Annotated in this window: 23 protein-coding genes; 15 read left to right on the forward strand and 8 right to left on the reverse strand. The window is 66.9% G+C overall.

What is annotated here, in order from left to right:
* Nucleotides 1-47 precede the first annotated feature (47 nt).
* The gene (locus GC106_RS31660; protein ID WP_173138255.1) at nucleotides 48-3,149 is read right to left on the reverse strand and encodes an NACHT domain-containing protein; all 3,102 of its coding nucleotides are present in this window, start codon (nucleotides 3,147-3,149) and stop codon (nucleotides 48-50) included.
* A 585-nt stretch (nucleotides 3,150-3,734) separates the two neighbouring features.
* Between GC106_RS31660 and GC106_RS31665 the strand changes: the two genes are divergently transcribed.
* The 5 genes from GC106_RS31665 (at nucleotide 3,735) to GC106_RS31685 (ending at nucleotide 7,992) form a co-directional block, all read left to right on the forward strand.
* Entirely contained in the window at nucleotides 3,735-4,436 is a 702-nt protein-coding gene (locus GC106_RS31665; RefSeq protein WP_173138257.1) for a TetR/AcrR family transcriptional regulator, read from the forward strand.
* Between the two features lie 34 nt (nucleotides 4,437-4,470).
* Nucleotides 4,471-5,994, forward strand: a complete 1,524-nt coding sequence (locus tag GC106_RS31670) for an FAD-dependent oxidoreductase (RefSeq protein ID WP_173138259.1) — start codon at nucleotides 4,471-4,473, stop codon at nucleotides 5,992-5,994.
* Nucleotides 5,995-6,084: 90 nt separating this feature from the next.
* Nucleotides 6,085-6,681, forward strand: a complete 597-nt coding sequence (locus GC106_RS31675) for a TetR/AcrR family transcriptional regulator (RefSeq protein ID WP_173138261.1) — start codon at nucleotides 6,085-6,087, stop codon at nucleotides 6,679-6,681.
* 53 nt (nucleotides 6,682-6,734) lie between these two features.
* Nucleotides 6,735-7,652, forward strand: coding sequence for an alpha/beta fold hydrolase (locus tag GC106_RS31680; RefSeq protein ID WP_217281236.1), 918 nt, complete (start codon nucleotides 6,735-6,737; stop codon nucleotides 7,650-7,652).
* A 52-nt stretch (nucleotides 7,653-7,704) separates the two neighbouring features.
* Nucleotides 7,705-7,992 (forward strand): DUF1330 domain-containing protein, encoded by a 288-nt coding sequence (locus GC106_RS31685; protein ID WP_173138263.1) that lies wholly within the window; start codon nucleotides 7,705-7,707, stop codon nucleotides 7,990-7,992.
* A gap of 82 nt (nucleotides 7,993-8,074) precedes the next feature.
* On the opposite strand, the gene GC106_RS31690 is transcribed toward GC106_RS31685, so the two are convergent.
* The 3 genes from GC106_RS31690 to GC106_RS31700 form a co-directional block, all read right to left on the reverse strand.
* A complete protein-coding gene (locus tag GC106_RS31690; protein WP_173138265.1) occupies nucleotides 8,075-9,442 on the reverse strand; it encodes a methyltransferase in 1,368 nt (455 codons plus the stop codon).
* Nucleotides 9,443-9,543: 101 nt separating this feature from the next.
* Nucleotides 9,544-10,254 (reverse strand): SDR family oxidoreductase, encoded by a 711-nt coding sequence (locus GC106_RS31695; protein ID WP_173138266.1) that lies wholly within the window; start codon nucleotides 10,252-10,254, stop codon nucleotides 9,544-9,546.
* Between the two features lie 141 nt (nucleotides 10,255-10,395).
* Entirely contained in the window at nucleotides 10,396-10,776 is a 381-nt protein-coding gene (locus GC106_RS31700; protein WP_173138267.1) for a MerR family transcriptional regulator, read from the reverse strand.
* A gap of 245 nt (nucleotides 10,777-11,021) precedes the next feature.
* Here GC106_RS31700 and GC106_RS31705 point away from each other — a divergent pair, with 245 nt between their 5' ends.
* Nucleotides 11,022-11,330 carry an antibiotic biosynthesis monooxygenase family protein gene (locus tag GC106_RS31705; protein ID WP_173138268.1) on the forward strand — a complete coding sequence of 103 codons (309 nt, stop codon included), beginning with the start codon at nucleotides 11,022-11,024 and terminating at the stop codon, nucleotides 11,328-11,330.
* Nucleotides 11,331-11,405: 75 nt separating this feature from the next.
* On the opposite strand, the gene GC106_RS31710 is transcribed toward GC106_RS31705, so the two are convergent.
* The 3 genes from GC106_RS31710 to GC106_RS31720 form a co-directional block, all read right to left on the reverse strand.
* On the reverse strand, nucleotides 11,406-13,946 hold the full coding sequence (locus GC106_RS31710) for a polynucleotide kinase-phosphatase (protein WP_173138269.1): 2,541 nt from the start codon (nucleotides 13,944-13,946) through the stop codon (nucleotides 11,406-11,408).
* Nucleotides 13,943-15,340, reverse strand: coding sequence for a 3' terminal RNA ribose 2'-O-methyltransferase Hen1 (locus GC106_RS31715; protein WP_173138270.1), 1,398 nt, complete (start codon nucleotides 15,338-15,340; stop codon nucleotides 13,943-13,945). Before GC106_RS31715 ends, GC106_RS31710 begins: the two co-directional genes overlap by 4 nt.
* 68 nt (nucleotides 15,341-15,408) lie before the next feature.
* Nucleotides 15,409-16,194 carry an IclR family transcriptional regulator gene (locus GC106_RS31720; protein ID WP_173138271.1) on the reverse strand — a complete coding sequence of 262 codons (786 nt, stop codon included), beginning with the start codon at nucleotides 16,192-16,194 and terminating at the stop codon, nucleotides 15,409-15,411.
* A 145-nt stretch (nucleotides 16,195-16,339) separates the two neighbouring features.
* Here GC106_RS31720 and GC106_RS31725 point away from each other — a divergent pair, with 145 nt between their 5' ends.
* The 9 genes from GC106_RS31725 to GC106_RS31765 are packed head-to-tail and all read left to right on the forward strand — an operon-like array spanning nucleotide 16,340 to nucleotide 23,453.
* Entirely contained in the window at nucleotides 16,340-17,677 is a 1,338-nt protein-coding gene (locus GC106_RS31725; protein WP_173138272.1) for an MFS transporter, read from the forward strand.
* The gene (locus tag GC106_RS31730; RefSeq protein WP_173138273.1) at nucleotides 17,677-18,492 is read left to right on the forward strand and encodes an N-acyl homoserine lactonase family protein; all 816 of its coding nucleotides are present in this window, start codon (nucleotides 17,677-17,679) and stop codon (nucleotides 18,490-18,492) included. The genes GC106_RS31725 and GC106_RS31730 overlap by 1 nt, the downstream gene beginning before the upstream one ends.
* Nucleotides 18,489-19,334, forward strand: coding sequence for an SDR family NAD(P)-dependent oxidoreductase (locus tag GC106_RS31735; protein WP_173138274.1), 846 nt, complete (start codon nucleotides 18,489-18,491; stop codon nucleotides 19,332-19,334). The genes GC106_RS31730 and GC106_RS31735 overlap by 4 nt, the downstream gene beginning before the upstream one ends.
* Nucleotides 19,331-20,233 carry an NAD(P)-dependent oxidoreductase gene (locus GC106_RS31740; protein WP_173138275.1) on the forward strand — a complete coding sequence of 301 codons (903 nt, stop codon included), beginning with the start codon at nucleotides 19,331-19,333 and terminating at the stop codon, nucleotides 20,231-20,233. Before GC106_RS31735 ends, GC106_RS31740 begins: the two co-directional genes overlap by 4 nt.
* Nucleotides 20,230-20,619: a cupin domain-containing protein gene (locus GC106_RS31745; protein WP_173138276.1), complete on the forward strand. Its 390-nt coding sequence runs from the start codon at nucleotides 20,230-20,232 to the stop codon at nucleotides 20,617-20,619. Before GC106_RS31740 ends, GC106_RS31745 begins: the two co-directional genes overlap by 4 nt.
* 17 nt (nucleotides 20,620-20,636) lie before the next feature.
* Nucleotides 20,637-21,032, forward strand: coding sequence for a 4-carboxymuconolactone decarboxylase (gene pcaC, locus GC106_RS31750; RefSeq protein WP_173138277.1), 396 nt, complete (start codon nucleotides 20,637-20,639; stop codon nucleotides 21,030-21,032).
* The gene (locus GC106_RS31755; RefSeq protein ID WP_217281238.1) at nucleotides 21,029-21,916 is read left to right on the forward strand and encodes an NAD(P)-dependent oxidoreductase; all 888 of its coding nucleotides are present in this window, start codon (nucleotides 21,029-21,031) and stop codon (nucleotides 21,914-21,916) included. The genes pcaC and GC106_RS31755 overlap by 4 nt, the downstream gene beginning before the upstream one ends.
* Entirely contained in the window at nucleotides 21,913-22,668 is a 756-nt protein-coding gene (locus tag GC106_RS48205; protein WP_173138278.1) for a carboxymuconolactone decarboxylase family protein, read from the forward strand. Before GC106_RS31755 ends, GC106_RS48205 begins: the two co-directional genes overlap by 4 nt.
* Entirely contained in the window at nucleotides 22,665-23,453 is a 789-nt protein-coding gene (locus GC106_RS31765) for an N-acyl homoserine lactonase family protein (RefSeq protein ID WP_173138279.1), read from the forward strand. Before GC106_RS48205 ends, GC106_RS31765 begins: the two co-directional genes overlap by 4 nt.
* A 6-nt stretch (nucleotides 23,454-23,459) precedes the next feature.
* Here GC106_RS31765 and GC106_RS31770 read toward each other — a convergent pair whose 3' ends face one another.
* Nucleotides 23,460-24,020 carry a TetR/AcrR family transcriptional regulator gene (locus GC106_RS31770; RefSeq protein ID WP_173138280.1) on the reverse strand — a complete coding sequence of 187 codons (561 nt, stop codon included), beginning with the start codon at nucleotides 24,018-24,020 and terminating at the stop codon, nucleotides 23,460-23,462.
* Nucleotides 24,021-24,072: the final 52 nt, after the last annotated feature.

The following is a 24,072-nucleotide window of genomic DNA, read 5'->3' on the forward strand; positions in this document are numbered from 1 at the left end:
CGCATAGATCCGCGGTCCTGCGACGTGGGCATCGCGGAGATCCGCTGTCAGCCTTGATTTTTCTCTGAGCCGAGGACACCCAACTCTTTCGCGGCGGTCCGGGCTCGTTTGATCAGGTCGGGGCGGACCTTCTCGATGTGTATAAGGTCGACGCTGAGTAGCATCTCGAGGAGATCCGGGTAGGAGCGTTCAGCCGGGAAGTGGTGTCCGATTTCGTGGAGCCGTAACCATGCGTCGACAAGTGCGACCTCGTAGTTGTTGCTGCGAAGTCCCATCTTTTGTAGGGCTTCGACTAGTTCGATCAGTTCGGTGTCGGGGCCGCCGCGGCCAATGCGGTCGCACACCAACACCATAAAGGCACTGCTTCTGCTCAGGCAGGTTGTTGACAGTTGGCGCAGTGTCTCGACGCCCACTGTGACGTCACGCCTGAGGTTGTCCAAAACCACATGGGGAAACTGGTCGACCCAGCGCATGTAGCGCTGTTCGCGAGTATGAGGTTCACCTATGGACGCGGTCACCTCGAGCAGTGCACGCGCGTACACCGGGTCGAATCGATCTTCTGGTAGTGCTTCGAACGGATATCTGAACAGGTTACTCACCGGGTCCGCGGTGAAGTGTGACTCCCGGGCGGCGTCCTGGAGTGGCAGAGACCGGTTGAGACGTCTCTGATCCACAAAGGTCGGCCAAGTGTCGCCGATCGTCACAGTGACAGTTGACACGTCTGACCACCAGACGCTGAGGCATTGCATCACAGCCGACCACTCCACGGCCGAGAGTTGCGATCGCCAGAACGCGGTGAGCTTCGACCAGTCCTCGATACCGAGCGTCGAGGTCTCCAGTTTGTCGCGCAGCACGACCGAGAGCACCAACAGATTAAGGCTGTAAATGGCGTAGCGGGCGGGCGCCGGTCGAAGAACTGGCCGGTACCTGTCTCGGGATCGTGCCCGATGTTCGACAGAAAGCGCGAAAAGGCGCTGGACGATGTGCGTGAGTTTGTCGCGTTCGTGTTCGACGGCTGCCATCTCGGCAAGGAAGTCGATGACGGATCTGCTTGACGTCAAGGGTGTAAACGACAGCATCGCGTGAAGATCATCATCATGGAGTGGAGTGTCTGTTCGTCGGCGTGAACGAGACGACTCGTTGGGCAACAGGTCGCACAGGACTCGCCAGATGAAGCGTGCGACAAGATACTCGCCGAAAGTCGCGTGCAGAAACTCGTACGTGCGCAGCGTGTGTGAGTCGCGCTGCGCTTCGGCACATTGCATGAAGAAGAAGCGGCCGAGTACCGCACTGCCGGCACTCAGTGGGGTCCGCATGCCATGTCCTCGTTGCGGTTGCTGTACGCCCAGGAGTGTCAGGAGGTCGTCATCGAGATCTTTTTCAGTGACCCACTGAGACCCTCGATGGAACATGGCGAGTGCCACCACAGCGAGCCGTTCCAGTTCGTTCTCGATGGCGACATCAAGATCTCTCGGTGCACGGTCATTGCAGTCTTTACCCACCTCACGCCTGGCGAACCCGATGAGCAACCGCTCGTACAGACCGGCGCGGCCGAGGCTGTCGTGCGGACGATGCAGCACGTTGTCCGCAGCATCGCAGAGTGCCAGCATCAGCAACAATAAGGGCTGTACTGCCAGGACCCGATGTCGCAAGGCAAGTTCAGGCTGTAAGCCAACCAGGTTGTTGCGGGAGAAATAGTCCGCGTTCGACTGGTTCCATATCGTCAACCATTGCGTTACCTGCGCGTCGTTGAAAGGAGTCAGCCTCAGTACGTCCGTGTCCGGTGGGATCTGCATCCCACTGGACACGGTGATGCGACTGGTGACCACAACCGCTATCGGGCGTCCGAGTTCGAGGTGTTCGCGTTGGAACCGTTCGATCCTGTGCAGGTAGTTGGTCTGGTTGACACCGGTGGCCTGAAGGAGTTCATCGAACCCGTCCAACAGGAGAACGGGTAGCGAGTCCGCAGCAGACCGGCACAGTTCGGCGAAGCACAGGTCTTCATGCACGGCGGACCGCAGCCCGTGCTCGATCTGCTCCAGAAGGTCCGCCTCGGTTGGTACGGTACGTAACTCGACCCGTACCGTCAGAAAGTCGCTGGCGGGCAGGCGTGCGGCGAGGACCTTCGTCAGCAGCGATTTCCCGGAGCCCGGGTCGCCCAGAACGACCAGAGGGTGCGTCGCCGCTTTAGGAGAGGTCAGGTATCCGACGAGGTACTGATGCAGGTCATGCCGGACCGGTACCCGGTTCCACCATGATAGAACTGCGGGTGACGCCGTCGGGGTCATCGGGACGACTTGGTAGGCGGGGTCGATGTAGGCGGCTTGGGTCGACGGGAGCGACAACCCTGGGAATACTTCGTCGGGATCAATGATCGGCCTGTCCAACACAGCGCGGTACCGTCGCGCGAGTTCCTCCCTGCGACGGTCGGGCTTGGCACCAACTTGTATCGCTTGCAAGGCTGATTCGACTTGCGCCAAGCCAGCCATCACCGCGCTGTTCTCGTGCGCCTGCAACCAGAAGCGCAGTTCCGGATAGTCACCAGCGATTTGACGGATCAATTCCTCGTATCTGCTGGTGGCGGGCTTGCTGACGTTGGCAAGGAGTTCCTCGGCACAGCTCTGGTTGTCTTCTTCGAGCTTGCTCCAGACGTCGTGCTCCTTGAACAGTTGCAGCAGCGCCGCTCCGGCTCGTTCGTACTGTGATGCTATGGAGCTCAAATTCTGACTGTAGGGCTGACTGGCGTGAGGCAGCAGCCAGTTGCCGTCGAACAGACTAGTCAAACCGATGAGTTCGAGCTGATCTTCACGATCTCGCAACCCGAGGTCTTTCAGCTTCACCGGCAACTTCAGCTCACGAAGGGCGTCAAAGAAGGCGATCACCACAACGATGGCATGGGCGGCCTGGAGACGTTGAGTCCTGGTGTACCGGCTGACACCGCGTCGTTTCTCACCCGCTTTGATCAACAGTTCGCTACTCAGCCGAACAACATCGACCTTGGCATCAAACCAACTCAACAACTCCATAACTCCGAAGGCCACGCCACCGAGCAGGGATCCACCCAAGATCTTGTCCAAGGCGGCGACGAGCGTATGCTCCTTGGCTCCCAGGCGCTTTACCGCGTCGGCGTAGCTGAAGGTCTTCGCCACGGGCAAATACTGACACAGCCCGATCACCGCATAGAGGCCACTGAGGCCCTCACGTAGAGCTACACGACGATGCACCGAGGATCTTTGAGCACATCATTCCGACGCAAACGAACTGATCCGACCGGCAGACACTGCATCGATGTACGTCACACACACAAGAAGGCAGCGCGTGCACCGCACATGTGTGCTCTATATTCGTCGCTCGCCAAACTAGCGAACTTCACCCGATCGGGTCACGCAGTCATCACCACCTGACCGGCCGCACCGCCCCGCCCTTATGGCAGTCCTCCTCGCAAATGGATTGCGGTGAGCAAGTCGGCGAACACCACCCCTGTGACCAACCCGATTGTCGTAGATCACTAACGTTCGGTTTGACCCCGCCGTGAAACTGTGCTGCGCGTTCGGCTGACGTCCAGCACATGTGTCCCCATTAGACACCTTGCGCAGCTTCCGGCACTTGGCCGCCACACCCCGCGACAGGGATGAACCCGAACGTCGCGCCACCCAAGGCACCTACCGACTCGCAGGGCGTTGGAACGACGCACCAAGTTGGTACGACGCTCCAAAGCGTGCCACTATGGCGGTATGGCAACGCGCGACCGCCGGCCTCAGCGGCGTAACCAGGTGCTCTCGCGGGAGCAGATCATCGATGCCGCGATCGGGCTGCTTGATTCGGGCGGCGAGGGCGCGCTGACGGTCCGGGCGCTGTCCGAGCGCCTCGCGACCGGGTCCGGGGCGATCTACTACCACGTCGGCAACAGGGACCAACTGCTGGACACGGCGACGGAAACGGTCATCACCTCGGCTCTGGAGACCGAATCCTCCCAGGCTGTGGCCACGCCCGAGGAGGAGATCCGCCGGGTCGCGCTGGCCCTGTTCGATGCGATAGCCGAACACCACCAGTGGCTCGCCACGCGGCTGACGCTGCAGATCGTCCGGAATCCGGCCGGACCGGTGACGGTGGAGATCTTCGAACGGATCGGCAGGCAGGTGGGCGCCTTGGGCGTGCCGCGAGCCTCCTGGTTCGACGCGACGTCGACGCTCGTGCACTACATCCTCGGAGCCGTCAGCCAGAACGCCCGCATGGACGGGGACACCTCAGGCATCCAGCCCGACATGGATCGCGAAGAGTTCTTCGACGCGACGTCCACGGCGTGGCAGGAGCTCGATCCCGAGAACTACCCGTTCATGCACGCCATCGTGGGCCAGACAAAGCAGCACGACGACCGCGACCAGTTCCTCACCGGCATCGCCATCGTCCTCGCCGGTCTCACCCATCTCCGCTAGCCCAGTCCGATCTTCCCAAGCAGGAGTCTCTCTGATGCATGACGTACTGATCGCCGGCGGCGGTCCGGTCGGCCTGTTCCTGGCAGGCGAGCTCGCCCTGGCCGGCTGCTCGGTGCTTGTCCTCGAACGGGACCAGGAACCCGGCTCGCCGCTGAAGACGCTCCCGCTCGGGTTACGGGGCCTGACCGCAGGGTCGGCCGAGGCGTTCTACCGCCGCGGACTGCTCGCAGCGGTGGTGAAGGCTTCGGGCGCCGACGAGAACGAGGTCGGCGCGGACCCCGAAGCGGTGGGAGTGCCGGTTCCCCGTGGGGTGAGCCATTTCGCGGGCCTGGGCCTCGACGCGGCCACCATCGACGCGTCCGCCCTCTCGTTCCGGCTGCCCAGCCCGGCGATGGAAGGCTTCATGACCAGCCTTGAAGCAGTCACGGCGGTGCTGTCGCGGTGGGCCGCCGCGCTCGGTGTGGATATCATCCGGGGTGTTGCCGTCACGGCCGTGGCCCAGGACGACGAGGCCGTGGTCGCCACGGCGGGCGGACAGGAGTACGCGGCGCGCTGGCTGGTGGGATGCGACGGCGGCCGCAGCGCGGTTCGCGAACTCGTGGGCTTCGACTTCGAGGGCACCGAGCCGCTGTTCACCGGCTACGTCGCCAACATCACGTTCGGCGACCCGCATCGGCTGCCGCTCGGGTTCACTCTGACGCCGAACGGCATGTACCTGCGCACGCCGTTCGAAGGCTATCTGGGCATGATGGACTTCGACGGCGGCACATTCGACCGTTCCCAGCCACCGACCCGCGAGCACCTCGAAACGGTCCTGCGCCGCATCTCCGGCACCGACGTAACGCTGACCAAGGTCCATCTGGCCTCCAGCTTCACGGACCGTGCGATGCACGTGACCGCCTACCGCAAGGGCCGCGTGCTGCTCGCGGGCGACGCGGCGCACATCCACTCGCCCCTCGGCGGCCAGGGACTCAACCTCGGCATCGGCGACGCCGTGAATCTCGGCTGGAAGCTCGCCGCCACCGTGCACGGGCACGCGCCCGACGGCCTGCTCGACACGTACCACAGCGAGCGCCACCCGGTCGGTGCCTCGGTGCTCGACTGGTCGCGCGCCCAAGTGGCCACCATGCAGCCGGGTCCCAACGCCCTCGCACTGCGGCGACTGGTCCACGACCTGATGAACACCCCCGACGGAACGACACACGTGTACCGGCAGACCTCTGGCCTGTTCCACCGCTACGACCTGGGCGGCAAGCACCCGCTCGTCGGCCGGACCGCCCCGGACTTCCGCTTCGAGGACGGCACCCGCCTCGGCGACCTGATGCGCCAGGGCCAGGGCATCGCGCTCGAATTCGGCAGCGACCACGTGCTGGAGACCACGGCCAAGGGCTGGGCGGGCCGGATCCGGTATGCAGCCGGTCAGGTGCGCGAGGACCTGGGATTTCGCGCCCTGCTCGTCCGTCCTGACGGCGTTGTGGCTTGGGTCGACGAGGACGCCCCCGATCGCGACGAGTTCGCGCAGGCCGCCGCCCACTGGTTCGGCAAACCGGCGAGCTAGGTCGCTGTGGCGGCAAGACGAGAAGTCGAGCCGTCCTCACGTTGTGTACGAAACGGTTTCGTTCTATATTGGTCGGCGGGAGGTGCGGAGATGCCGGAATCAGTGGCCCGACAACGGATGGAGGGCGCGCGTGAGCGGGAGGTACTGCTCGGCGCGCTGGCTCTCCTCGTCGAAATCGGCTACGACAGGTTGACGCTCGATGCCGTGGCGGCCCGGACGAGGTCGAGCAAGGCGACCCTGTACCGGCGCTGGGCGTCGAAGGCCGCGTTGGTGACCGACGCGGTCGCGCTGCTGGCGCCGTCGGACCTCGAACTACCCGACACCGGCTCGCTCCGCTCGGACTTGCTCGCCCTGGCCGGGGTCGAGGGTTACTTCGACGTCAAGGGCACGCGGCTCGTCGGCGGGCTCGCCACGGCGGTGTACCGCGAACCCGAGGTCCACGAGGCGATCCGGCAGAAAGTGGTCGACCTCGGGACGGCGCATCTGCGCGCACTGCTGCAGCGGGCCGCGGAGCGCGGGCAGCTGCGGCCGGACGTCGACATCGAGCTGATCAGCAGCGTGGTCCCGGCGACGGCGTTCTTCCGGCTCGTTTTCGAAACTCCCGGAAAGCTCGACCCCGACCTCCTTCGCCGCCTGATCGAGCACGTGATCGTGCCGGCGGTGGCGCCCGAGCCCGCACGCGGCTGACAAGGGCTCGGGCCCCTGCGTGGCCGCGCCCGGGAGAGTGGATGAGGCACGACATGACCCTGCGACAGCACGAGCTCCCCGGTGCGGAGACCACGGCCCGTCCTGACTGGCTGCCGATTGCCTTCGAGGTGCACCGGATCAGCACGAACGGAACACGGATCGCCGCCGCTGTCGGTGGAACCGGTCCCCCGATGGTGCTGCTGCACGGGTGGCCCCAGACCTCGCGGGCGTGGCGGCGCGTCATGCCCGCGCTCGCCCAGCGCCACACCGTCGTTGTTCCCGATTTGCGTGGCGCCGGTGCCAGTGACCGGCCAGCGGGCGGCTACGCCAAGACCAACCAGGCCGACGACATGCGGGGCGTCCTCGCCGAGCTCGGGCTCACCGGCCCGGCTGTCGTCGTCGGCCATGACATCGGCGCCATGGTCGCTTTCGCCTGGGCCGCTTCGCATCCCGGCGACGTCAGCGCGCTCGTCCTGCTCGATGCCCTGATCCCCGGGCTGGGCCTGGAGGAGGCGATGAACGTCGCCGAGGGCGGGATGTGGCACTTCGGGTTCTTCATGGCTCCGGAGATCCCCGAGATGCTGTTCGACGGCCACGAGCTCGAATTCGTCTCCGCGACGTTCGGCGCGCTGAGCACTCCGGGGACGTTCACCGACGACGACCTCGCCTACTACGCCAAGGCCTACCAAGGAAAGGACCGGTTGCGCGGCGGGTTCGAGCAGTACCGGACCCTGCTTGAGGACGGGACGGCCAACCGGGCACTGCTCGCCGGACGCGACGGCCTGCCGATGCCGGTGCTCGTCGTCGCGGCAGGGCGCCACGTCGGTGATGTGGACGTGGCCGCGCCCTTGCGTCCGTACGTCCCGCACGTCTCCGGCGTCGCGGCACCGAGCGGCCACTTCATCGCCGAGGAGGTCCCGGACTGGTTCGTCGGCACCCTTGAGCGGTTCCTCGCCCCGGCGGGGTCATGACGTCGACCCCGCGGTTTCGTACCCAGAAGTTCAATCCCTCCAAGGAGTCGGCATGTCCGCATACATGATCGTCACGATCGAGGAAATGATCGACCCGGACGCCATGCGGCACTATGCCGCCAATGTGGACGGTGTGGTCAAGCAGTTCGACGGTGTCTTCCTGGTTCCGCGCGGCACGACACGGGTGATCGAGGGCTCCTGGGACCCAGGGGTGGTGGCGTTGATCGAGTTCCCTTCGGCGAAGCGCGTTCTCGACTTCTACGAGTCCCCCGAGTACCGCCCGCTGCGGGACCTCAGGCACCGGGCCGCGAAAACCTCGATCGTCATCACCGAGGGCTGACCCCCACACCCCGAACCCCCTCGTGAGTGCTTATCCGTGTTCTAACCCTGATAAACACTCACGAGGGGTGAGCTGGGGGTGGTCAGGGCCGCACGGTGGCTTCGATGAAGGAGAACGGGGTCGGGGTCGGCACGATGCGGTCCAGCGTGAACCCGGCCGAGGAGAGCAACTGCTCGAACTCGTCCGCGCTGCGCTCCTTGCCTCCTCCCATGGCGAGCATGATCAGGTCGATCATCTTGGTGAGGTGCGGCTCGTCGCCTGCGGGCACCAGGCCTTCGACGATCACCAGCCGGGCACCGGGTTTGGCGGCGGCCTCGATGCTGCCCAGGATGCGCCGGCACTTCTCGTCGTCCCAGTCGTGCAGAACGTACGCCAGGACGTAGACATCCGCGGGTGGCACCGATTCGAAGAAGTCACCGGCCACCACATCGACACGGTCGGCGAGCCCCTGCTCCTCGATGTGCCGCCGGGCGCCGGGAACGACCTCGGGCAGGTCGAACACGATGCCCCGCCGGTCCGGCTCCTTGGCGAGGAATCGCACGAGCACCGAACCGTTCGCTCCGCCGATGTCGGCCACGACCGCACCGGCGGGAAGCCGGTAGTCATCGAACATCCCGGCGCGCAGGCCGCCGGTCACGTTGGCCATCGTGCTCGTCTGCAACTCGACCAGCTCGGGTTTCTTGACGATCCAGTCGAAGAACGGCTCCCCGTAGTAGTGGTTGGCAGCCGTCTCGCCCGTGCGGACGTTGTGCAGCAGGTCGCTGAACGGGAGGTAGTGCGTCTCCATCCAGTACAGGGCAGCGGCTCGTGCGGAGTCCGGGCGGTTCGCGGACAGCGTCGCACCGAGCGGTGTGGTCTCGACGGTCCCGTCAGGCAGGTGCCGGAAAACACCGACCGTGGCGAGGGACCGGATCAGCCTGCCCAACGGCTCCGGCTGCGCCCCACTGGCAGCCGCCAGATCAGCCACGGTCCTCGGCCCGTCGTCGAGTCGCGTGGCGATGTCGAGCTTGGCCATGACGTACAGCGCCTGCGCGAGCTGGAACCCGCCGAGCAACTGGATCATCTGCATCGCCGGTGGAAGCGCGCCACCGGGCTGTTCCTGTCCACCGGGGCCGCTCGGGTCGAGTACGTCGAACCGCTGAACCTCGTTGCGGATGCGCGGGCCCCACTTGGTGAGGAGCGCCGTGACCACCGGCGTGGCCACGTGCCGATCGAGCGCCTCCTGGGACGTCCATTTCTCCAGCACGGTGACGATCCCGGCCGCCGCGTCCTCGACGCTGAACGACATCAGCACGTTTCCCGGGTTCGCCGCCGCGACCGGGTACACCGTCCGCGCCTCGGCGATGAACGTCTCGAGATCACCGGGAGGAACGAAGACCCGGCCGGCAAGAACCACGGTCGTCGGGGCGGCGTTCGTGTCCGCGGTGGCGGCATCCCGCACTGAGTTCATTGTTGTCTCTCTTCTCAGGACCCCTCGTGAGTGTTTATCAGGGTTAGAACACCGATAAACACTCACGAGGGTGGGGTGTCAGGGGGAGGTGGGGAACGCGGTCACGCAGCGGCCGCTGTCTGCGGGTACAGGGCACTGGGATCGAGGGCGAGCGCGGCTTTGACCTGTCGGCTGGCGTCGTCCACCAGGATCTCCAGCGCTCCGGCCGCCACGCCGTCGAGAGCGGTGCGCACGACGTCGGCCGGGTCCAGCTTGTCCACGTCGTAACCAGCCGCCATGTCGGTGTCGACCAAACCCATGTGCAAGGCGGTGACCAAGGTGCCTTGACGGGCCAGTTCCAGGCGGGTGCCGTTGGTCAGCGCCCATTGCGCGGCCTTGGCGGACGCGTAGGAGTTCGCGCCGTCGTAGGAGAACCACGACATGGCCGACAGCACGTTGAGGACCGCGCCGCCCCCGTTCGCGGCGAGCACCGGCGCGAACGCGCGGGTCGTGTTCAACGTGCCCCAGAAGAGCGTCTCCAGCTCCAGCCGGATGTCGTCGAGATTCCCGTCGAGGTAGTTCTGGCTCAAGGAGACCCCGGCGTTGTTGATCAGCAGCGTGACGTCCGGCGACGCTGCCGCAGCCGCCGCGACGGACGACGGGTCGGTGACGTCCAGCTGCAGAACATGTGCTCCGGCTATGTCGACACGTTCCGGATTGCGTGCCGTGGCGTAGACCTTCGTCGCCCCACGCTCAAGCAGTTGCTGTACGAAGTGACGGCCGATGCCACGGTTGGCACCAGTCACCAGCGCGACTACTCCCTTGATGTCCATGAATTCCTCCTAGCCTGCGGTTGGGACAACGGCCGCAAAGCTAGGCACTGACATTGATGTGAGGGGCAACCGGGAGTGACGGGGTTCACACGCGCGAGCGGGTCGGCGGATGACGTCGGGGAGCCGCGGTGCGACTCCGGATCACTGGCTGACCGCTGCCGCTTGCAGGGTCTCGCGGTGGGCCCGGTTCGCGGCGATGAGGTTGTCGAGCGAGTCGCGGGTGCGTTGCAGGTCGGCGATGTGGGCCGTCAGCCGGTCGCGTTCCAGCATCATTCGTTCGAAGGCGGCGTCCGAGTTGCCCTCGCTGGGGGATTCGACGCAGGGAAGCAGTTCGGCGATGGTACGGCTGGAGAGGCCGGCCGCGAACAGCCGCTGAATGAAGTCGACCCGCTCGATCTGGTCGGTCGTGTAGTGCCGTTGCCCGGTCGCGCTGCGGGTGCTGGCCAGCAGTCCCTGCTCCTCGTAGTAACGCAGGGACCGGATGCTCACGCCTGATCGTGATGCCAGTTCACCGATGCGCATAGCACGCTCCTGGGTGTGACATGCCCCGAAGGCTTCCACTGAGGCCGACATCGGATCTTAGCGCGGTTGACATGGCTTCCGCCGCCACCGCGTCTGGTCCGGGCGAAGCCACGCCCGGAGAACAGTGCGACAGCCGGTGATCCTTGCTGAAACTCGCCATTTTTTCTCAGGGCACGCCTCGTACTCTGACGGGCGCCTCCGAAATGTCACTCAGTAAGTCTTTTCTGTCATGCCTTAGGAGAACGATGGGCAACGGTTACGTCACCATGGTCATACGCTTCGATGTGGCGCCGGAGAACCAGGCGAAGCTCGTGGAGCTCATGAGCGGGAGCCTCGGTGAGGTGCTCAGTCGTCAGGACGGATACATCGACGGGATGATCCTGCCCAGCGACGACGGAACACACGTCCTGAACTGCACCACGTGGCGCGACATGGACGCTGTGCAGGCGACCCGTGGCAACCCTGAAGCCAAGCGTTTCGCGGAGCTGATGGGCGCGATCTCGAAGCCCCATCCCGTCGCGTACTCACAACGCCGGGACTTTCCCAACGCCTGACGACGGGCGGACCCGGCCGATCATCGATCGACCGGGCCGGTTCCGGTCCGAAGGCCCCTGGCGTCGGCCAGGGCCCTAAAGCCGGGGATCGACTGGTTCCGACTCCAGTGCGAGCACGGCGAACACGCATTCGTGTACGCGCCAAAGCGGCTCGTTGCGGGCGACTCGGTCAAGGGCCTCCAGCCCGAGGGCATATTCCCGGCCGGCGAGCGACCGTTTGCGTCCCAGGCCACGTTGCCTGAGCCGCTTGATGTGGTGCGGCTCGGTGTAGTCCGGGCCGTAGATGATGCGCAGGTACTCCCGGCCACGGACCTTCATTCCCGGCTGCACCAGGCCTTTGGCACCGCGGACGAGGTTCGCGGCGGGCTTGACGACCATGCCTTCGCCACCGGCGCCGGTCATCTCCTCCCACCACGCGATGCCCGCGGCGACCGACTCTTCGGAGGTCGTGTCCACGAACAAGCGCTTGGTGGAAACGAACAGCGAAGGGTCCGCCGCGACCAGCCGGTCCGCGATGGCCAGATGCCAGGAATGGGGCTCGGTCGCGAACGAGCGTCCCTCGGCGGCCAGCAGCTGGAACGGCGCCAGGCGGACGCCGTCCAGTCCGTCGACAGGCCAGCAGTAACGCCGGTAGGCGGCACGGAAACCAGCGGCGTTCGACGCCCGCGACCGCGTGGAAGCCAGCAGCGAACCGACATCCACGCCGCGGTCCTCGGCTGAGGACAACGCCGCCAGTGACGCCGAAAGGGCCGCCGAAGCCGCCGCACCGACCGGCGCGTACTGCCGGGTGATCAGCCCGCTTGCCTTGGCGCTCCACGGCATCAGCTCGGCGTCCAGCAGCAGCCAGTCCGTCCGGAGTTCGTCCCACAGGCCGTCGGCCGCGGCCCGGACGCGGGCAAGCAACTGCTCGGTCAACTCCGGCGAGAAGAACGACCGTCCGGTGCGGGTGTAGACCGCGCCCGCGCCGTCGATGCCGAACCGGGCCGCGCCGGAGTCCCGGCACACCAGCACGACCGCCCGGGAACCCATGTGCTTCTCCTCGCACACAACGGACTGGACGCCGTCAGCGCGGTACCCCTCGAAGGCCTCACGGGGATGCTCCAGCACGTCAGGAAGCGGTGAAGTCGCGACCGGACTCATCGTCGGCGGCAGGTAGAGCAGCCACCGGGGGTCGACCGCGAACCGGCTCATCACCTCCAGTGCCGCCGCGGCCTGCTCCTCACGGACCGAAACGCGGCCGTGGTGCTGTGTCTCGACGATCCGGCGGCCGATCACGTCGTCCAGGTCGAGCACGTCGGGATCACGCCGGGCGACCGCGGGCGGCGGCAGCTCCGACGGGGGCAGCAACGGCTTGGTTGGTTCGTACCAGACCTTGTGTGCGGCAACCGAGACGACTTCACGCTCCGGGTAACGCAAGGCGGTCAGCCGTCCACCGAACACGCATCCGGTGTCCAGGCACATGGTCCCGTTGATCCACTCCGCGACCGGCGTGGGGGTGTGTCCATATAGGACCATGGCGCGACCACGGTAGTCCTGTGCCCACGGGTAGCGCACCGGCAGGCCATACTCGTCCGTCTCGCCGGTGGTGTCGCCGTAGAGCGCGAAACTGCGGACCGCGCCCGACGCCCGGCCGTGGTAGTTCTCCGGCAGACCGGCGTGCGAGACCACGAGATTTCCGCCGTCCAGCACGTAATGCGCGATCAGGCCGCCGCAGAACGCCTCGACTCGCTTGCGGAACTCCTCGGGCTCCGCGCCCAGCTGCTCCAGCGACTCCGCAAGCCCGTGCGACACCCGGACATTGCGCCCGCGCAACGCCCGGACAAGCTTCTGCTCGTGGTTCCCGCAGACGCACAAGGCGTTGCCCGCCTCGATCATGCCCATCGCCAGGCGCAGCACGCCAGGCGTGTCCGGGCCACGGTCGACGAGGTCGCCCACGAACACCGCGCGACGCCCTTCCGGGTGCACGGCGCCGACCGGGCGGCCTTCGGCGTCCCGGTCCAGCACGTAGCCCAGCTTCTCGAGCAGTTCCTCCAGTTCGGCGCGGCAGCCGTGCACGTCGCCGATCACGTCGAACGGCCCGGTCTCGGACCGCTTGTCGTTCAGCAGCGGCTCGATCTCGATCTCGGCGGCCTCGACCTCCTCGGGCGTGCGCAGCACGTACACCCGCCGGAAGCCTTCCTTCTCCAACGACCGCAACGACTTCCGCAGCTCGTTGCGGTGCCGTCGGATGACGTGCGCGCCGAAGTCGCGGTCCGGTCGCGCCGCGTTGCGCTCGATGCACAGCCCTTCGGGCATGTCGAGCACGATCGCCACCGGCAGCACGTGGTGCTTCTTGGCCAAGGCGATGAGGTGACCACGCGACGTCCGCTGCACGTTCGTCGCGTCGATCACGGTCACCTTGCCCGCGGTCATCCGCTTGGCGGCGACGTAGTGCAACGCGTCGAACGCCGCCTCGGAGACGGTCTGGTCGTTCTCGTCGTCGGAGACCAGGCCGCGGAAGAAGTCGCTGGACAGCACCTGCGTCGACCGGAAGTGCTTGTGCGCGAAGGTGGACTTGCCTGAGCCGGACGCGCCGACGAGCACGACCAGTGCCATGTCTGGAATGGACAGTTTCATCGGGACACCTCGAACACGGCAAGCTGGGTCGGCGGGCCTACTTCCGGATCTTCTTGGCCGACCGGCAGGTAACGGACGGTGTAGCCGTAGCGTTGCGCCACGCCATCCGCCCACGTACGGAACTGGGCACGAGTCCACTCGAAACGGTGGTCCGAGTGGCGCATCCTGCCCACGGGCAAGGTCGGAAACCGGACGTTGTATTCGACGTTCGGCGTCGTGACCACGACCGTACCCGGCCTTGCCGCACCGAAAACGCTGTACTCCAACGCAGGAAGGCGCGGCTCGTCGACGTGCTCGATCACCTCCATCAACACGGCGGCGTCGTACCCGGCGAGCGACTTGTCCACATAGGTCAAAGCGGATTGCCTGAGCGTCAGGCGGCTACGCACCCGTTCCGGAGTCCGCTCGAACCGTCGAGCGGCGACTTCCAGCGCACGCGCGGACACGTCCACACCGACGATCTCGGTGAAGGACGGCTCCTTGATCAAGTCACGCAGAAGCGCGCCACCGCCGCAACCGAGGTCGAGCACTCGGCGCGCACCGGCCGCTTTGAGCACGGCGACAACGCTTCCCCTGCGCTGCACGGCAAGCGGCACCGAGCGGTCCGGTTCCTCGGCGACCACCGGCTCGTCGAGCGCGTTGTCGAGCTGCTCTTCGTCGGATTCGTCCGCCTCCGCCAACCGGCTCAGCGCGAAGCGCACGTAGGCCTTGCGGTGCTTGAGGTACCGCTGACTGATCAGCTCCCGCCTCGGATGGTCGGCCAGCCAGCCCTCACCCGCCCGCAGCAGCTTGCCGACCTCCTCCTCGGTCACCCAGTAATGCTTCGCGTTGTCCAGCACCGGCAACAGCACGTACAGGTGCCTGAGCGCTTCGGAAACGCGGTGGGTCCCGGTCAGCCGGACGTCCAGGTACGGCGAGTCGCCCCAGTCGGGGAACTCCGGGTCCAGCGGCACAGCCGTCGCGTCGACCTGCCAGCCGAGTGGTTCGAACAACGCCGTGACCAGGTCCGGACCACCGCGTGACGGCAGCGCCGGGAGGTGGACGGCCAGCGGGATGGCCGTGTCGGCGAGCTCCTGGTGCGACTTCGCGATGCCGTTCATCGCGGTCTTGAACACCGAGCTCAGCGCGACCGCCATCATCGACCCGGCGGCGTACGGCCGGTCGTTGACGTACTGGTTCAAGGTGAACGCACGGTCGTGCCTGCCACGGACCAACTCGACCGGGTCGATGTCGAGCAGCAGCGCCGCGGTGCATTCGTCCTCACGTGCCGTGGGGTAGAACACGTGCGCCGTGCCTGCCGCGACCGCGAACGACTGTGCCTTCTCGGGATGCTTGTGCAGCAGGAAGCCGAGGTCGGTCGCGGGCTGACGGGTCGTGGTCATGGTCAGGAGCACCGCGTGAGTGTCCCGCATCGGCGACCGGTTTTCACCCGGTTTCCGCGAAGGTCCGATGAGGACGGACGTCAGCCGCCGTGCGGATATCCCAGGGTGGAGCTGAGCCGGCGGGCGCCACCGATCACCATCTCGGCGAGTTGTTCCTTGGCTTCCTCGCGGAACCGCATCTCCGGGATGGTCAACGTCAGACTGCCGACCGCGACACAGTCCGCGCCGAGGATGGGCGCCGAGATGCCACGCGAGCCGACGATCTTCTCGCCGCGGGAGAAGGCGTAGCCCTTCGCCCTGATCAGCGCCAGTTCCCGGCGCAGCGCGGCCGGGCTCGGCGGTTTCTCGCCGGAGCCGGGCGCGGGCGTGCGGTCGGCGAGGATGGCTTCGATCTCCTCCTCGGGCAGGAAGGCGAGGATCGCGCGGCCGGACGCACCCCACATCACCGACACGGGTGAGTTCAGCTCGATCCGGTACGAGAGCGGGTTCGGCGAGGTGTGCTCCGCCGCGTAGAACATCTCCCGGCGGCGCGGCAGGTACACACCCAGGAGACAGGCTTCCTCACTGCGCCTCACCACCTCGGCAAGGACCGGGCGGGCCAGCGCGACCAGGTCACGCTTGCTGGTCAGCAACGCGCCCAGCCGCTGGCACTCCGCGGTGGGCCGCCAGCGCCGGGTGGCCGGGTCCGGTTCCAGCATGTCCTCCTTGGCCAGCAGATCCAGCAGCCGGTGCACGGTCGGGCGCGGCAGTCCCAGCTGCTCGGTCAGCTCGGCGACGCTGATGTCCCCAGGTGCCTCGACGACCGCGCGGAACACCGCCATGACACGCGCGACGGTCCCGCTCGGCGGCTCCACAGCGCTTCGCATAGTGGACAAGCTTATCACTCAGCGGACATCCGTGAGCATTGACATCAGCGTATCGCCCGCCTAGCTTTAGCCCAATTCGTCCACTCAATGAATGTTCTGTCCGCTGAGTGGACACTCGATCAAGGTTGATCGTGGGAGCCGAGTGATGACAACGCAGTCCCCGGCCTTGGGCCGAGAACGACGCAAGGCGGCGCTCGCCGTCGGCGTCGGCAACTTCATGGAGTGGTTCGACTTCGCCGTCTACGGCTTCTTCGCGCCGATCATGGGCAAAGTCTTCTTCCCCGCGGGCGACGCGACCACCGGGCTGCTGGCCTCGCTGGCCGTGTTCGGCGTGGCGTTCTTCTTCCGGCCGGTCGGCGGGCTGGTGCTCGGTTCGCTGGGCGACCGGCGCGGACGGCGGTTCACGCTGTCGGCATCGGTGCTGATGATGGGCGTGACGACGACGCTCATCGCGGCACTGCCCACCTACGCGCAAGTAGGCGTGCTCGCACCCGTACTGCTGGTGGTCCTGCGATGCCTCCAGGGCTTCTCGGCAGGCGGGGAATGGACCGGATCGGCGGCGTTCCTGCTGGAGTCGACGCCCAGCCATCGGCGCGGCATCTTCGCCAGCGTCATCTCGGCCACCGCGGCACTGGCCACCGTGGCAGGCAGCCTCGTCGCACTGCTGTTGCAGTCCACGCTGAGCGCCGACGCGATGGCCTCGTGGGGCTGGCGCATCCCGTTCCTGCTCGCCGCCCCGCTCACCGTGATCGGCCTGTACGTGCGGCTCAAGCTCGACGAGACGCCGGTGTTCCAGGAGCTCAAGGTCCTCGACAAGGTCGTCGACAAACCCCTGCGCACGGCAGGCAAGCGTGATCTGAAGCCGGTGCTGCTCACCCTGGCCATCGCCGCGGTGCAGGGCCTCGGGTTCTACTACCTGGCCACTTACGTGGTGAACTACCTGTCCCAGACCGTGCAGCTGTCGCGCACCGAGGCACTGACGCTGAGCGTGATCGGCCTGACCGTCTACATGGCACTGTGCCCTGTTGCGGGCGCGATCTCCGACCGGTACGGCCGCCGCCGCGTCAACCTGACCGGCAGCGTCGGCTACGTGATCCTCGGCCTGCCCGCGTTCGTCCTGATGGGCCAGGGCGGCACGGTGCCGGTCCTGCTCGGCATGCTGCTGCTGATCGTCCCGCAGTCCCTGGTCAGCGTCACCACTGTGGTCATGCTCGTCGAGCTGTTCCCCGCCGCGACCCGCTCCAGCGGTAGCGCCACCGGGTTCAACATCGCGCTCGCGTTCGTGGCCGGCCCCGGCCCCCTGATCGCGAGCGCGATCGCCAGTGCCACGGGCAGCAGCGTCTGGCCCGCGTCCTACATGGTGCTCGTCGCCCTCGTGGCCACCGCGTTCCTGTGGAAGTTCCTGCCGGAGACGGCGGGCAGGCACATCGGCGCCGATGATGAACCTGTCACTGTGGACGAACGGGTGCGAGAGGCAACTTGATGGAGGACACCTACGAGGTGATCGCCGTGCGTTACGGCACGCGGCAGACGGTGGCCAGCCAGGTCTACCTGAACTACCACCTGTACCACGAACCAGACCGTCCACTCGGGATGGACTACTTCTTCTGGGTGGTACGCGACGACAAGCGCACCATCATCGTGGACACCGGTTTCACCCCTGAGGTCGGCGAGCGGCGCGGCCGTACCATCACATGCCCGGTCCCGGAAGCCCTGACGCGACTGGACATCGACCCGCGGCGGGTCGAGCAGGTCGTGATCACCCACGCCCACTACGACCACACCGGCAACGTGGACCTGTTCCCCCTGGCCCAGATCCTGATCTCCGCCCGGGAGCTGGACTTCTGGACCAGTCCGTACGCCGGACGCCTCCAGTTCGGACACTCCGCCGAACCGCCTGACATCGCGGCGATCACCAAGGCGGACCGCGACGGCCGGGTCACCCGCCTGTCCGCACGACATGACCTCGCCCCCGGCATCGAGCTACGCGAGATCGGCGGCCACACGCCCGGTCAGCTGGCCGCCGTGATCCGGACCGACGGCGGAACGGTCGTGCTCGCCTCCGATGCCGTGCACTACTACGAGGAACTTGAGCGCGACCGGCCGTTCTTCGTGGTCGCCGACCTGCGGGCGATGTACCAGGGCTTCGACGAGCTCGGCGCACTGGCCGCGCGGCCGGACACCGTGCTGCTGCCCGGCCACGACCCGCTGGTGCTCGACCGGTTCGAACCGTGGGACCCGGCCGATCCGGGCTTCGCGGTCCGGGTCAGCCCACGCACGGAAAGGAAAAGCTCATGACACGGTCGCTGGACGGCAAGGTCGCCGTGGTCACGGGCGCCGCGAGCGGGATCGGTGCGGCGACCGCACGGCGGCTGTCCGGTGCGGGCGCGAGTGTCGTCCTGGTGGACGTCGACGCCGACGGCGCCCGGCAGGTCGCCGCCGACGTTCCGGGCCGGTCGCTCGCCGTCCCGGGCGACGTGTCCCGGGAGGAGGACGTCGAGCGGTACGTGCGGTCGGCCGTCGAGGAGTTCGGGCGGCTCGATCTGCACCACCTCAACGCCGGTATCACCGGTCCGTTCACCGAACTGCCCGAGATGAGCGTCGAGGACTTCGACCGGGTCGTGGGTGTGAACCTGCGTGGGCCGTTTCTCGGTGTGCGCGCGGCTTTCCGCCAGTACGCCGGCCAAGGCGGCGGCGGCGCGATCGTGATCACCGCGTCCATCGCGAGCCTGCGGGGAAGCCACGACCTGCTCCCGTATCAGACCACCAAACACGGTGTGCTCGGGTTGATGCGGGGCGCGGCGATGTACGGCGGACCGCTGGGTGTCCGGGTCAACGCGGTCGCTCCCGGTCTGGTCCCGACCGGCCTGTTCGCCGCGAACCAGACAGCCACGGGCGGCGGGGACGACATGATCCGGCGTGGCACGACGGTGCCGTTGCGCCGTACCGGTTCACCCGACGAGATCGCCGCTGTCGTGGCGTTCCTGCTCAGCGATGACGCCTCCTACGTCCACGGTGAGGTCATCTCGGTCGACGGTGGTTCCGCGATCGTCAGCACAGTGCGCCCGTCCGGTGGTGCGGGCGCTTGGGACACCGCGGAGGTCGACCGCCGGGTGTCGTTCGAAACGGAGAAACAATGAGTACGCCAAGGGTCGGCGTGATCGGTCTGGGCAACATGGGCGGCCGGATCACCCGCCGGATAGTCGACAGTGGACAAACGGTGATCGGCTACGACCCGGTCTCCGGGCGTGCCGAGGAAGCGGGCGCCGAGGCCGCCGGCTCGATCGCCGAGGTGACCGAGGCCGCCGACCACCTGCTGCTGTCCCTTCCGGACACTCCAGTGGTCGAAAAGGTAGTTCTGGGCGAGGACGGTGTGCTCGCACACTGTCGTGCGGGACAGATCGTGGTGGATCTCAGCACCGCCGAGCCGTCCTCGACGGTCAAGCTGCACGCGGCCTTCGCCGAGCGTGGCGTGGAGTTCGTCGACGCGGGCATCTCGGGCGGCGCGGCCGCGGCCGAGAAGGGCACGCTGACGCTGATGGTCGGCGGTTCCGCCGCGGCCATCGACGCCCTGAAACCGACGCTGGAACCGTTCAGTGCCAGGGTGTTCGCGATGGGAGGCAGCGGCGCCGGGCACACCACCAAGGTGCTCAACAACTTCCTCAACGCCGTCAGCCTCGCCGCGACCGCCGAGGTGCTCGTCGCCGGGCGCAAGGCGGGCCTGGACATGCACCAGCTGCTGGACGTGTTCAACGCCAGCACCGGCATCAACTTCGCCACGCTGAACCGGTTCCCGCACATCGTCGACGGTGACTACCTCGAAGGCGGGCTGACCAGCACGCTGATGATGAAGGACATCGTGCTGTACGTGAACCGGCTGCGTGAGCTGGGCGTGCCGACGCTCAACGCCTCGGGACCGATGGCGAGTTTCGCGCTGGCGAACTCGCTCGGATACGCCGACCAGATCAGCAACCGTGTCGTCGACGCGATCGGCGACGCCGCGGGCGGCGTGCGCCTGCACGACCAGGAGAAAGCATGAAGATCATCCACGGCAGGGCCGAGGGCGCACAGACCGAACAGCGGGGTGCGACGTTCGACGGCACGGTATGGGCGGACCCGATTCTGCCCACCACCGACGGCGTCACGATCAACTCCGTCTACTTCACGCCCGGCGCCCGCACCCACTGGCACCGTCACGAACGCGGCCAGATCCTTCAGGTGACCACGGGCAGCGGCTGGGTGTGCAGCGAAGGGGAAGCGCCGCAACGACTCCAGCCCGGTGACGTGGTGTGGGTACCACCCGGCGAACGGCACTGGCATGGCGCGAGCACCGGTTGCGCGATGTCACACGTGGCCATCTCACTCGGCACCACCCAGTGGGAGACACCGGTCAGTGAGGACGACTATCTCGCCGCACAGCGGTGAAGAGGAAAGGGGGAACCATGGACAAGGAACGGTTCGAAGCGGGCCTGGCGACACGCAAGGAGGTGCTCGGCGCCGAGCACGTCGAGCGTTCGCTGGCCAAGGTGACGGACTTCAGCCGGCCGGTGCAGGAGCTCGTCACCGAGTACTGCTGGGGTGAGGTGTGGACGCGTGACGGGCTGCCCAAGCGGACACGCAGCCTGCTCAACCTGGTGATGCTCACGGCGCTGAACCGGATGCACGAGCTCGGTGTACACGTCCGGGGCGCGGTGCGCAACGGCTGCACCCAGGCCGAGATCCAGGAAGCCCTGTTGCAGTCCGCGATCTACTGTGGAGTCCCGGCCGCGCTGGAGTCGTTCCGGGTCGCCGAGAAGGTGCTCACGGATCTCGCCGCCGAGGGGATCGAGGTCCAGTGAACGCGCCACTGGCCCCCGGCGCGGTGATCGGCTTCGTCGGACTGGGCAACATGGGTACCCCGATGGCCCGGCGGCTCGTCGAGGCCGGGTACACCGTGCGCGGTTTCGACACCGATCCGGCTCGCCACAACGGGATCACCGTGTCCACTCTGGACGAGGTGACGGCGGGCGCGGATGCGATCCTGCTCATGCTGCCCAACTCGGACGTCGTGGAACACGTGGTCTACCAGGAAGGTCTGCTCGAAGCCGTGCGCCGGGGCACCGTACTGGTCGATCTGGGGTCCTCCCGGCCGCACTCGACCCGGACTCTCGCCGAACGGGCCGCCGCGCGCGGTGTTCCAGTGGTCGACGCCCCGGTGTCCGGCGGAGTCGACGGCGCCGAGGCCGGCACGCTGACCGTGATGGCCGGCGGCGCGGCCGGTGACGTCGAACGCGTGCGTCCGGTGCTGGAGCGGTTCGGCAAGGTGCAGCACGTCGGCGCCGTCGGCGCGGGTCACGCGTTGAAGGCGCTGAACAACCTCATGTCGGCCACCCACTTGCTGGTCAGTTCGGAGGCGCTGCTCGCGGGCCAGGAATTCGGCCTCGATCCGGCCGTGATGCTGGACGTGGTCAACGGATCGAGCGGCCGCAGCGGCTCCACCGAGGCGAAGTGGCCGAAGTTCGTCCTGCCCGGCACGTTCGACTCCGGCTTCGGGCTTCGCCTGATGCTCAAGGACATGCGCATCGCCGTCGAGCTCGCCCGGGAGACCGGCGCGCCTTCGCTGCTCGGCGAGTCCGCCGTCGAACTGTGGGCCAAGGCGGCCGAGGACCTGCCGCCCACGGCCGACCACACCGAGATCGTCCGTTGGCTTCAGGCCTCGCAGCACCGGGAGGAACGTCCATGACCACGAACCTGACGACACGCCAGGAGGAACTGAAGGCGGAGTTCATCAAGGTGCGCGGCACCTGGAGCGACGCCTGGGAGAGCATCCTGCGGCTCGACCCCGGTTTCCTTGAGGCGTACCTGAAGTTCTCCGCCGTGCCGTGGCGCCGCAACCACCTCGAGGACAAGGTCAAGGAGTTCGTCTACATCGCCGCGGACGCCGCCGCTACGCACCTCTACACGCCCGGAATCCGGCAGCACATCCGTGCCGCGCTCGCTTTCGGTGCGACGAAAGAGGAGATCATGGAGGTGCTCGAACTGACCTCCACGCTCGGCATCCACGCCGCGAACATCGGCGTCCCGCTGCTGCTGGAAGTCCTGGAGGAGGAAGGACTCCGCACCGGGCCCGCGCCGCTGGACGAGCGGCAGGAGAAGCTCAAGGCCGAGTTCACCGAGAACCGCGGCTACTGGCACTCGTTCTGGGACGGCCTGCTGGAACTGGACCCGGACCTGTTCGAGGCGTACACCGAGTTCTCCTCGGTGCCGTGGCGGACCGGCGTGCTGTCACCGAAGGTCAAGGAGCTGATCTACACGGCGTTCGACGCCTCCGCGACGCATCTCTACGTCCCCGGGCTGAAACTGCACATCCGCAACGCGGTGCGGTACGGCGCGACCAAGGAGGAGATCATGGAGGTGCTGGAGATCGTCAGCGTGATCGGCATCCACGCGGCGACCGTCGCCGCCCCGATCCTGGAGGAAGAGGCCGCGCGGTGACCGGATTCGAAGTGCTCCAGGTCCGCTACGGGGAACGCGTGACCCAGAAAAGCGTTGTGCTGCACGACTATGCCTCGTATGGCCAGCCGGACGGCGATCTGCAGATGGATTACAACTTCTGGGTCCTGCGCGACGCGTCCACCACGATCCTGCTGGACACCGGCTACGACATCAGCGAACGCGACTGGCTCGGCGAGCAGCCGGTCATCTCCACACCGGACGCGCTGCGCCTGCTGGACATCGACCCGGCCGCCGTGTCGATGGTCGTCACCTCGCACTTCCACTATGACCACATCGGACACCTCGGCCTGTTCCCCAACGCCCAGGTCGTCGCGGGAGCGGCGGAGTACGAGTACTGGCACGGCAAGTGGCGCGACGGCAAGCTCGCAGGCGAGTTCGCCACGGCCGAACACCTCGACGCGGTCTGGAAAGCCGAGGAACGGGGCCGCCTGCGGCTCGTCGAGCGCGCGACCGAGGTCCATCCGGGCGTGACGGTCCACCCGGTCGGCGGGCACTGTCCCGGCGAGCTGGTCGCCGTGGTCCAAGGCCGGTCGGGCCCGCTGATCCTCGCCTCGGACGCGGCGCATTTCTACGAGCAGATCGAGCACGAGTGGCCGTTCTTCGCGTTCACCGATCTGGACGAGATGCGTCGCGCCCTGTCGTTCCTCAACCGGCTGGCAGCCGAAACGGGAGGGACGATCGTGCCCGGCCACGACGGGCGGACGCGCGAACGTTTTCCCGCGTTGGACGGCCCGGCCTCGCAGGTCACGACCGTCCTCGGCTGAGGACTGTCAGTTCTCCGCGATCAACCGCCGGATCGCGTCCACCACGAGGGCACGGCGTTGCTCCCGAGGGATGGCGGCGTGTTCGTCGAGTTCCGGATTGGTCGTTGTCCATGCGGTTGAGACGGACTGGATCAGCACCAGCAGTTCGACGGGCGTGTAGTGAGTGGACAGACGTCCTTCCTCCTGCGCACGCCGAAGGTCGTGCAGGCGCACGTCGTTCGCCTGCATGACCTCGTTGAGGCCCTTGCCTTTCGGGCGTTCCAGCCGGTGCCAGATCGACAACCGCAGCGCCTCGGGGCGTTGCTCGTAGCGGTCGAAGAGCCTGCCCGCGTAGCCAGGCAGGTCGTCGGTGTCCATCGGGACGTCGGCGACGAAGCGGGCGACGGCCTCGCCGAACACGGCGTCGAACAGGTCGTCCTTGCTGCCGAAGTAGCTGTAGATCATCGCCTTGTTGCAGCCCGCCGCGGCCGCTATGCGGTCGACGCGGGCGCCTGCGATGCCTCGCTCCGCGAACTCCTCGGTGGCCGCGGCCAGCAGTTTGCGCTTCGTCTCCGCCGCGTCTCTCATGCCGCCCAGCCTAGTAACTAACCGGTTGGTTGACAAACGCCTCAGCGCGGTG

The sequence above is a fragment of the Kibdelosporangium persicum genome, from assembly GCF_013280595.1.
GTDB lineage: Bacteria > Actinomycetota > Actinomycetes > Mycobacteriales > Pseudonocardiaceae > Kibdelosporangium > Kibdelosporangium persicum.

Excerpts from the sequence above, each read along its gene's own strand:
- GC106_RS31770 (WP_173138280.1), bottom strand. The coding sequence starts at position 24,020 with ATGAGAGACGCGGCGGAGACGAAGCGCAAACTGCTGGCCGCGGCCACC.
- GC106_RS31665 (WP_173138257.1), top strand. The coding sequence starts at position 3,735 with ATGGCAACGCGCGACCGCCGGCCTCAGCGGCGTAACCAGGTGCTCTCG.
- GC106_RS31745 (WP_173138276.1), top strand. The coding sequence starts at position 20,230 with ATGAAGATCATCCACGGCAGGGCCGAGGGCGCACAGACCGAACAGCGG.
- GC106_RS31735 (WP_173138274.1), top strand. The coding sequence starts at position 18,489 with ATGACACGGTCGCTGGACGGCAAGGTCGCCGTGGTCACGGGCGCCGCG.
- GC106_RS31700 (WP_173138267.1), bottom strand. The coding sequence starts at position 10,776 with ATGCGCATCGGTGAACTGGCATCACGATCAGGCGTGAGCATCCGGTCC.
- GC106_RS31730 (WP_173138273.1), top strand. The coding sequence starts at position 17,677 with ATGGAGGACACCTACGAGGTGATCGCCGTGCGTTACGGCACGCGGCAG.
- GC106_RS31725 (WP_173138272.1), top strand. The coding sequence starts at position 16,340 with ATGACAACGCAGTCCCCGGCCTTGGGCCGAGAACGACGCAAGGCGGCG.
- GC106_RS31695 (WP_173138266.1), bottom strand. The coding sequence starts at position 10,254 with ATGGACATCAAGGGAGTAGTCGCGCTGGTGACTGGTGCCAACCGTGGC.
- GC106_RS31705 (WP_173138268.1), top strand. The coding sequence starts at position 11,022 with ATGGGCAACGGTTACGTCACCATGGTCATACGCTTCGATGTGGCGCCG.
- GC106_RS31740 (WP_173138275.1), top strand. The coding sequence starts at position 19,331 with ATGAGTACGCCAAGGGTCGGCGTGATCGGTCTGGGCAACATGGGCGGC.
- GC106_RS31680 (WP_217281236.1), top strand. The coding sequence starts at position 6,735 with ATGACCCTGCGACAGCACGAGCTCCCCGGTGCGGAGACCACGGCCCGT.
- GC106_RS31690 (WP_173138265.1), bottom strand. The coding sequence starts at position 9,442 with ATGAACTCAGTGCGGGATGCCGCCACCGCGGACACGAACGCCGCCCCG.
- GC106_RS31685 (WP_173138263.1), top strand. The coding sequence starts at position 7,705 with ATGTCCGCATACATGATCGTCACGATCGAGGAAATGATCGACCCGGAC.
- GC106_RS31710 (WP_173138269.1), bottom strand. The coding sequence starts at position 13,946 with ATGAAACTGTCCATTCCAGACATGGCACTGGTCGTGCTCGTCGGCGCG.
- GC106_RS31720 (WP_173138271.1), bottom strand. The coding sequence starts at position 16,194 with ATGCGAAGCGCTGTGGAGCCGCCGAGCGGGACCGTCGCGCGTGTCATG.
- GC106_RS48205 (WP_173138278.1), top strand. The coding sequence starts at position 21,913 with ATGACCACGAACCTGACGACACGCCAGGAGGAACTGAAGGCGGAGTTC.
- GC106_RS31670 (WP_173138259.1), top strand. The coding sequence starts at position 4,471 with ATGCATGACGTACTGATCGCCGGCGGCGGTCCGGTCGGCCTGTTCCTG.
- pcaC (WP_173138277.1), top strand. The coding sequence starts at position 20,637 with ATGGACAAGGAACGGTTCGAAGCGGGCCTGGCGACACGCAAGGAGGTG.
- GC106_RS31675 (WP_173138261.1), top strand. The coding sequence starts at position 6,085 with ATGCCGGAATCAGTGGCCCGACAACGGATGGAGGGCGCGCGTGAGCGG.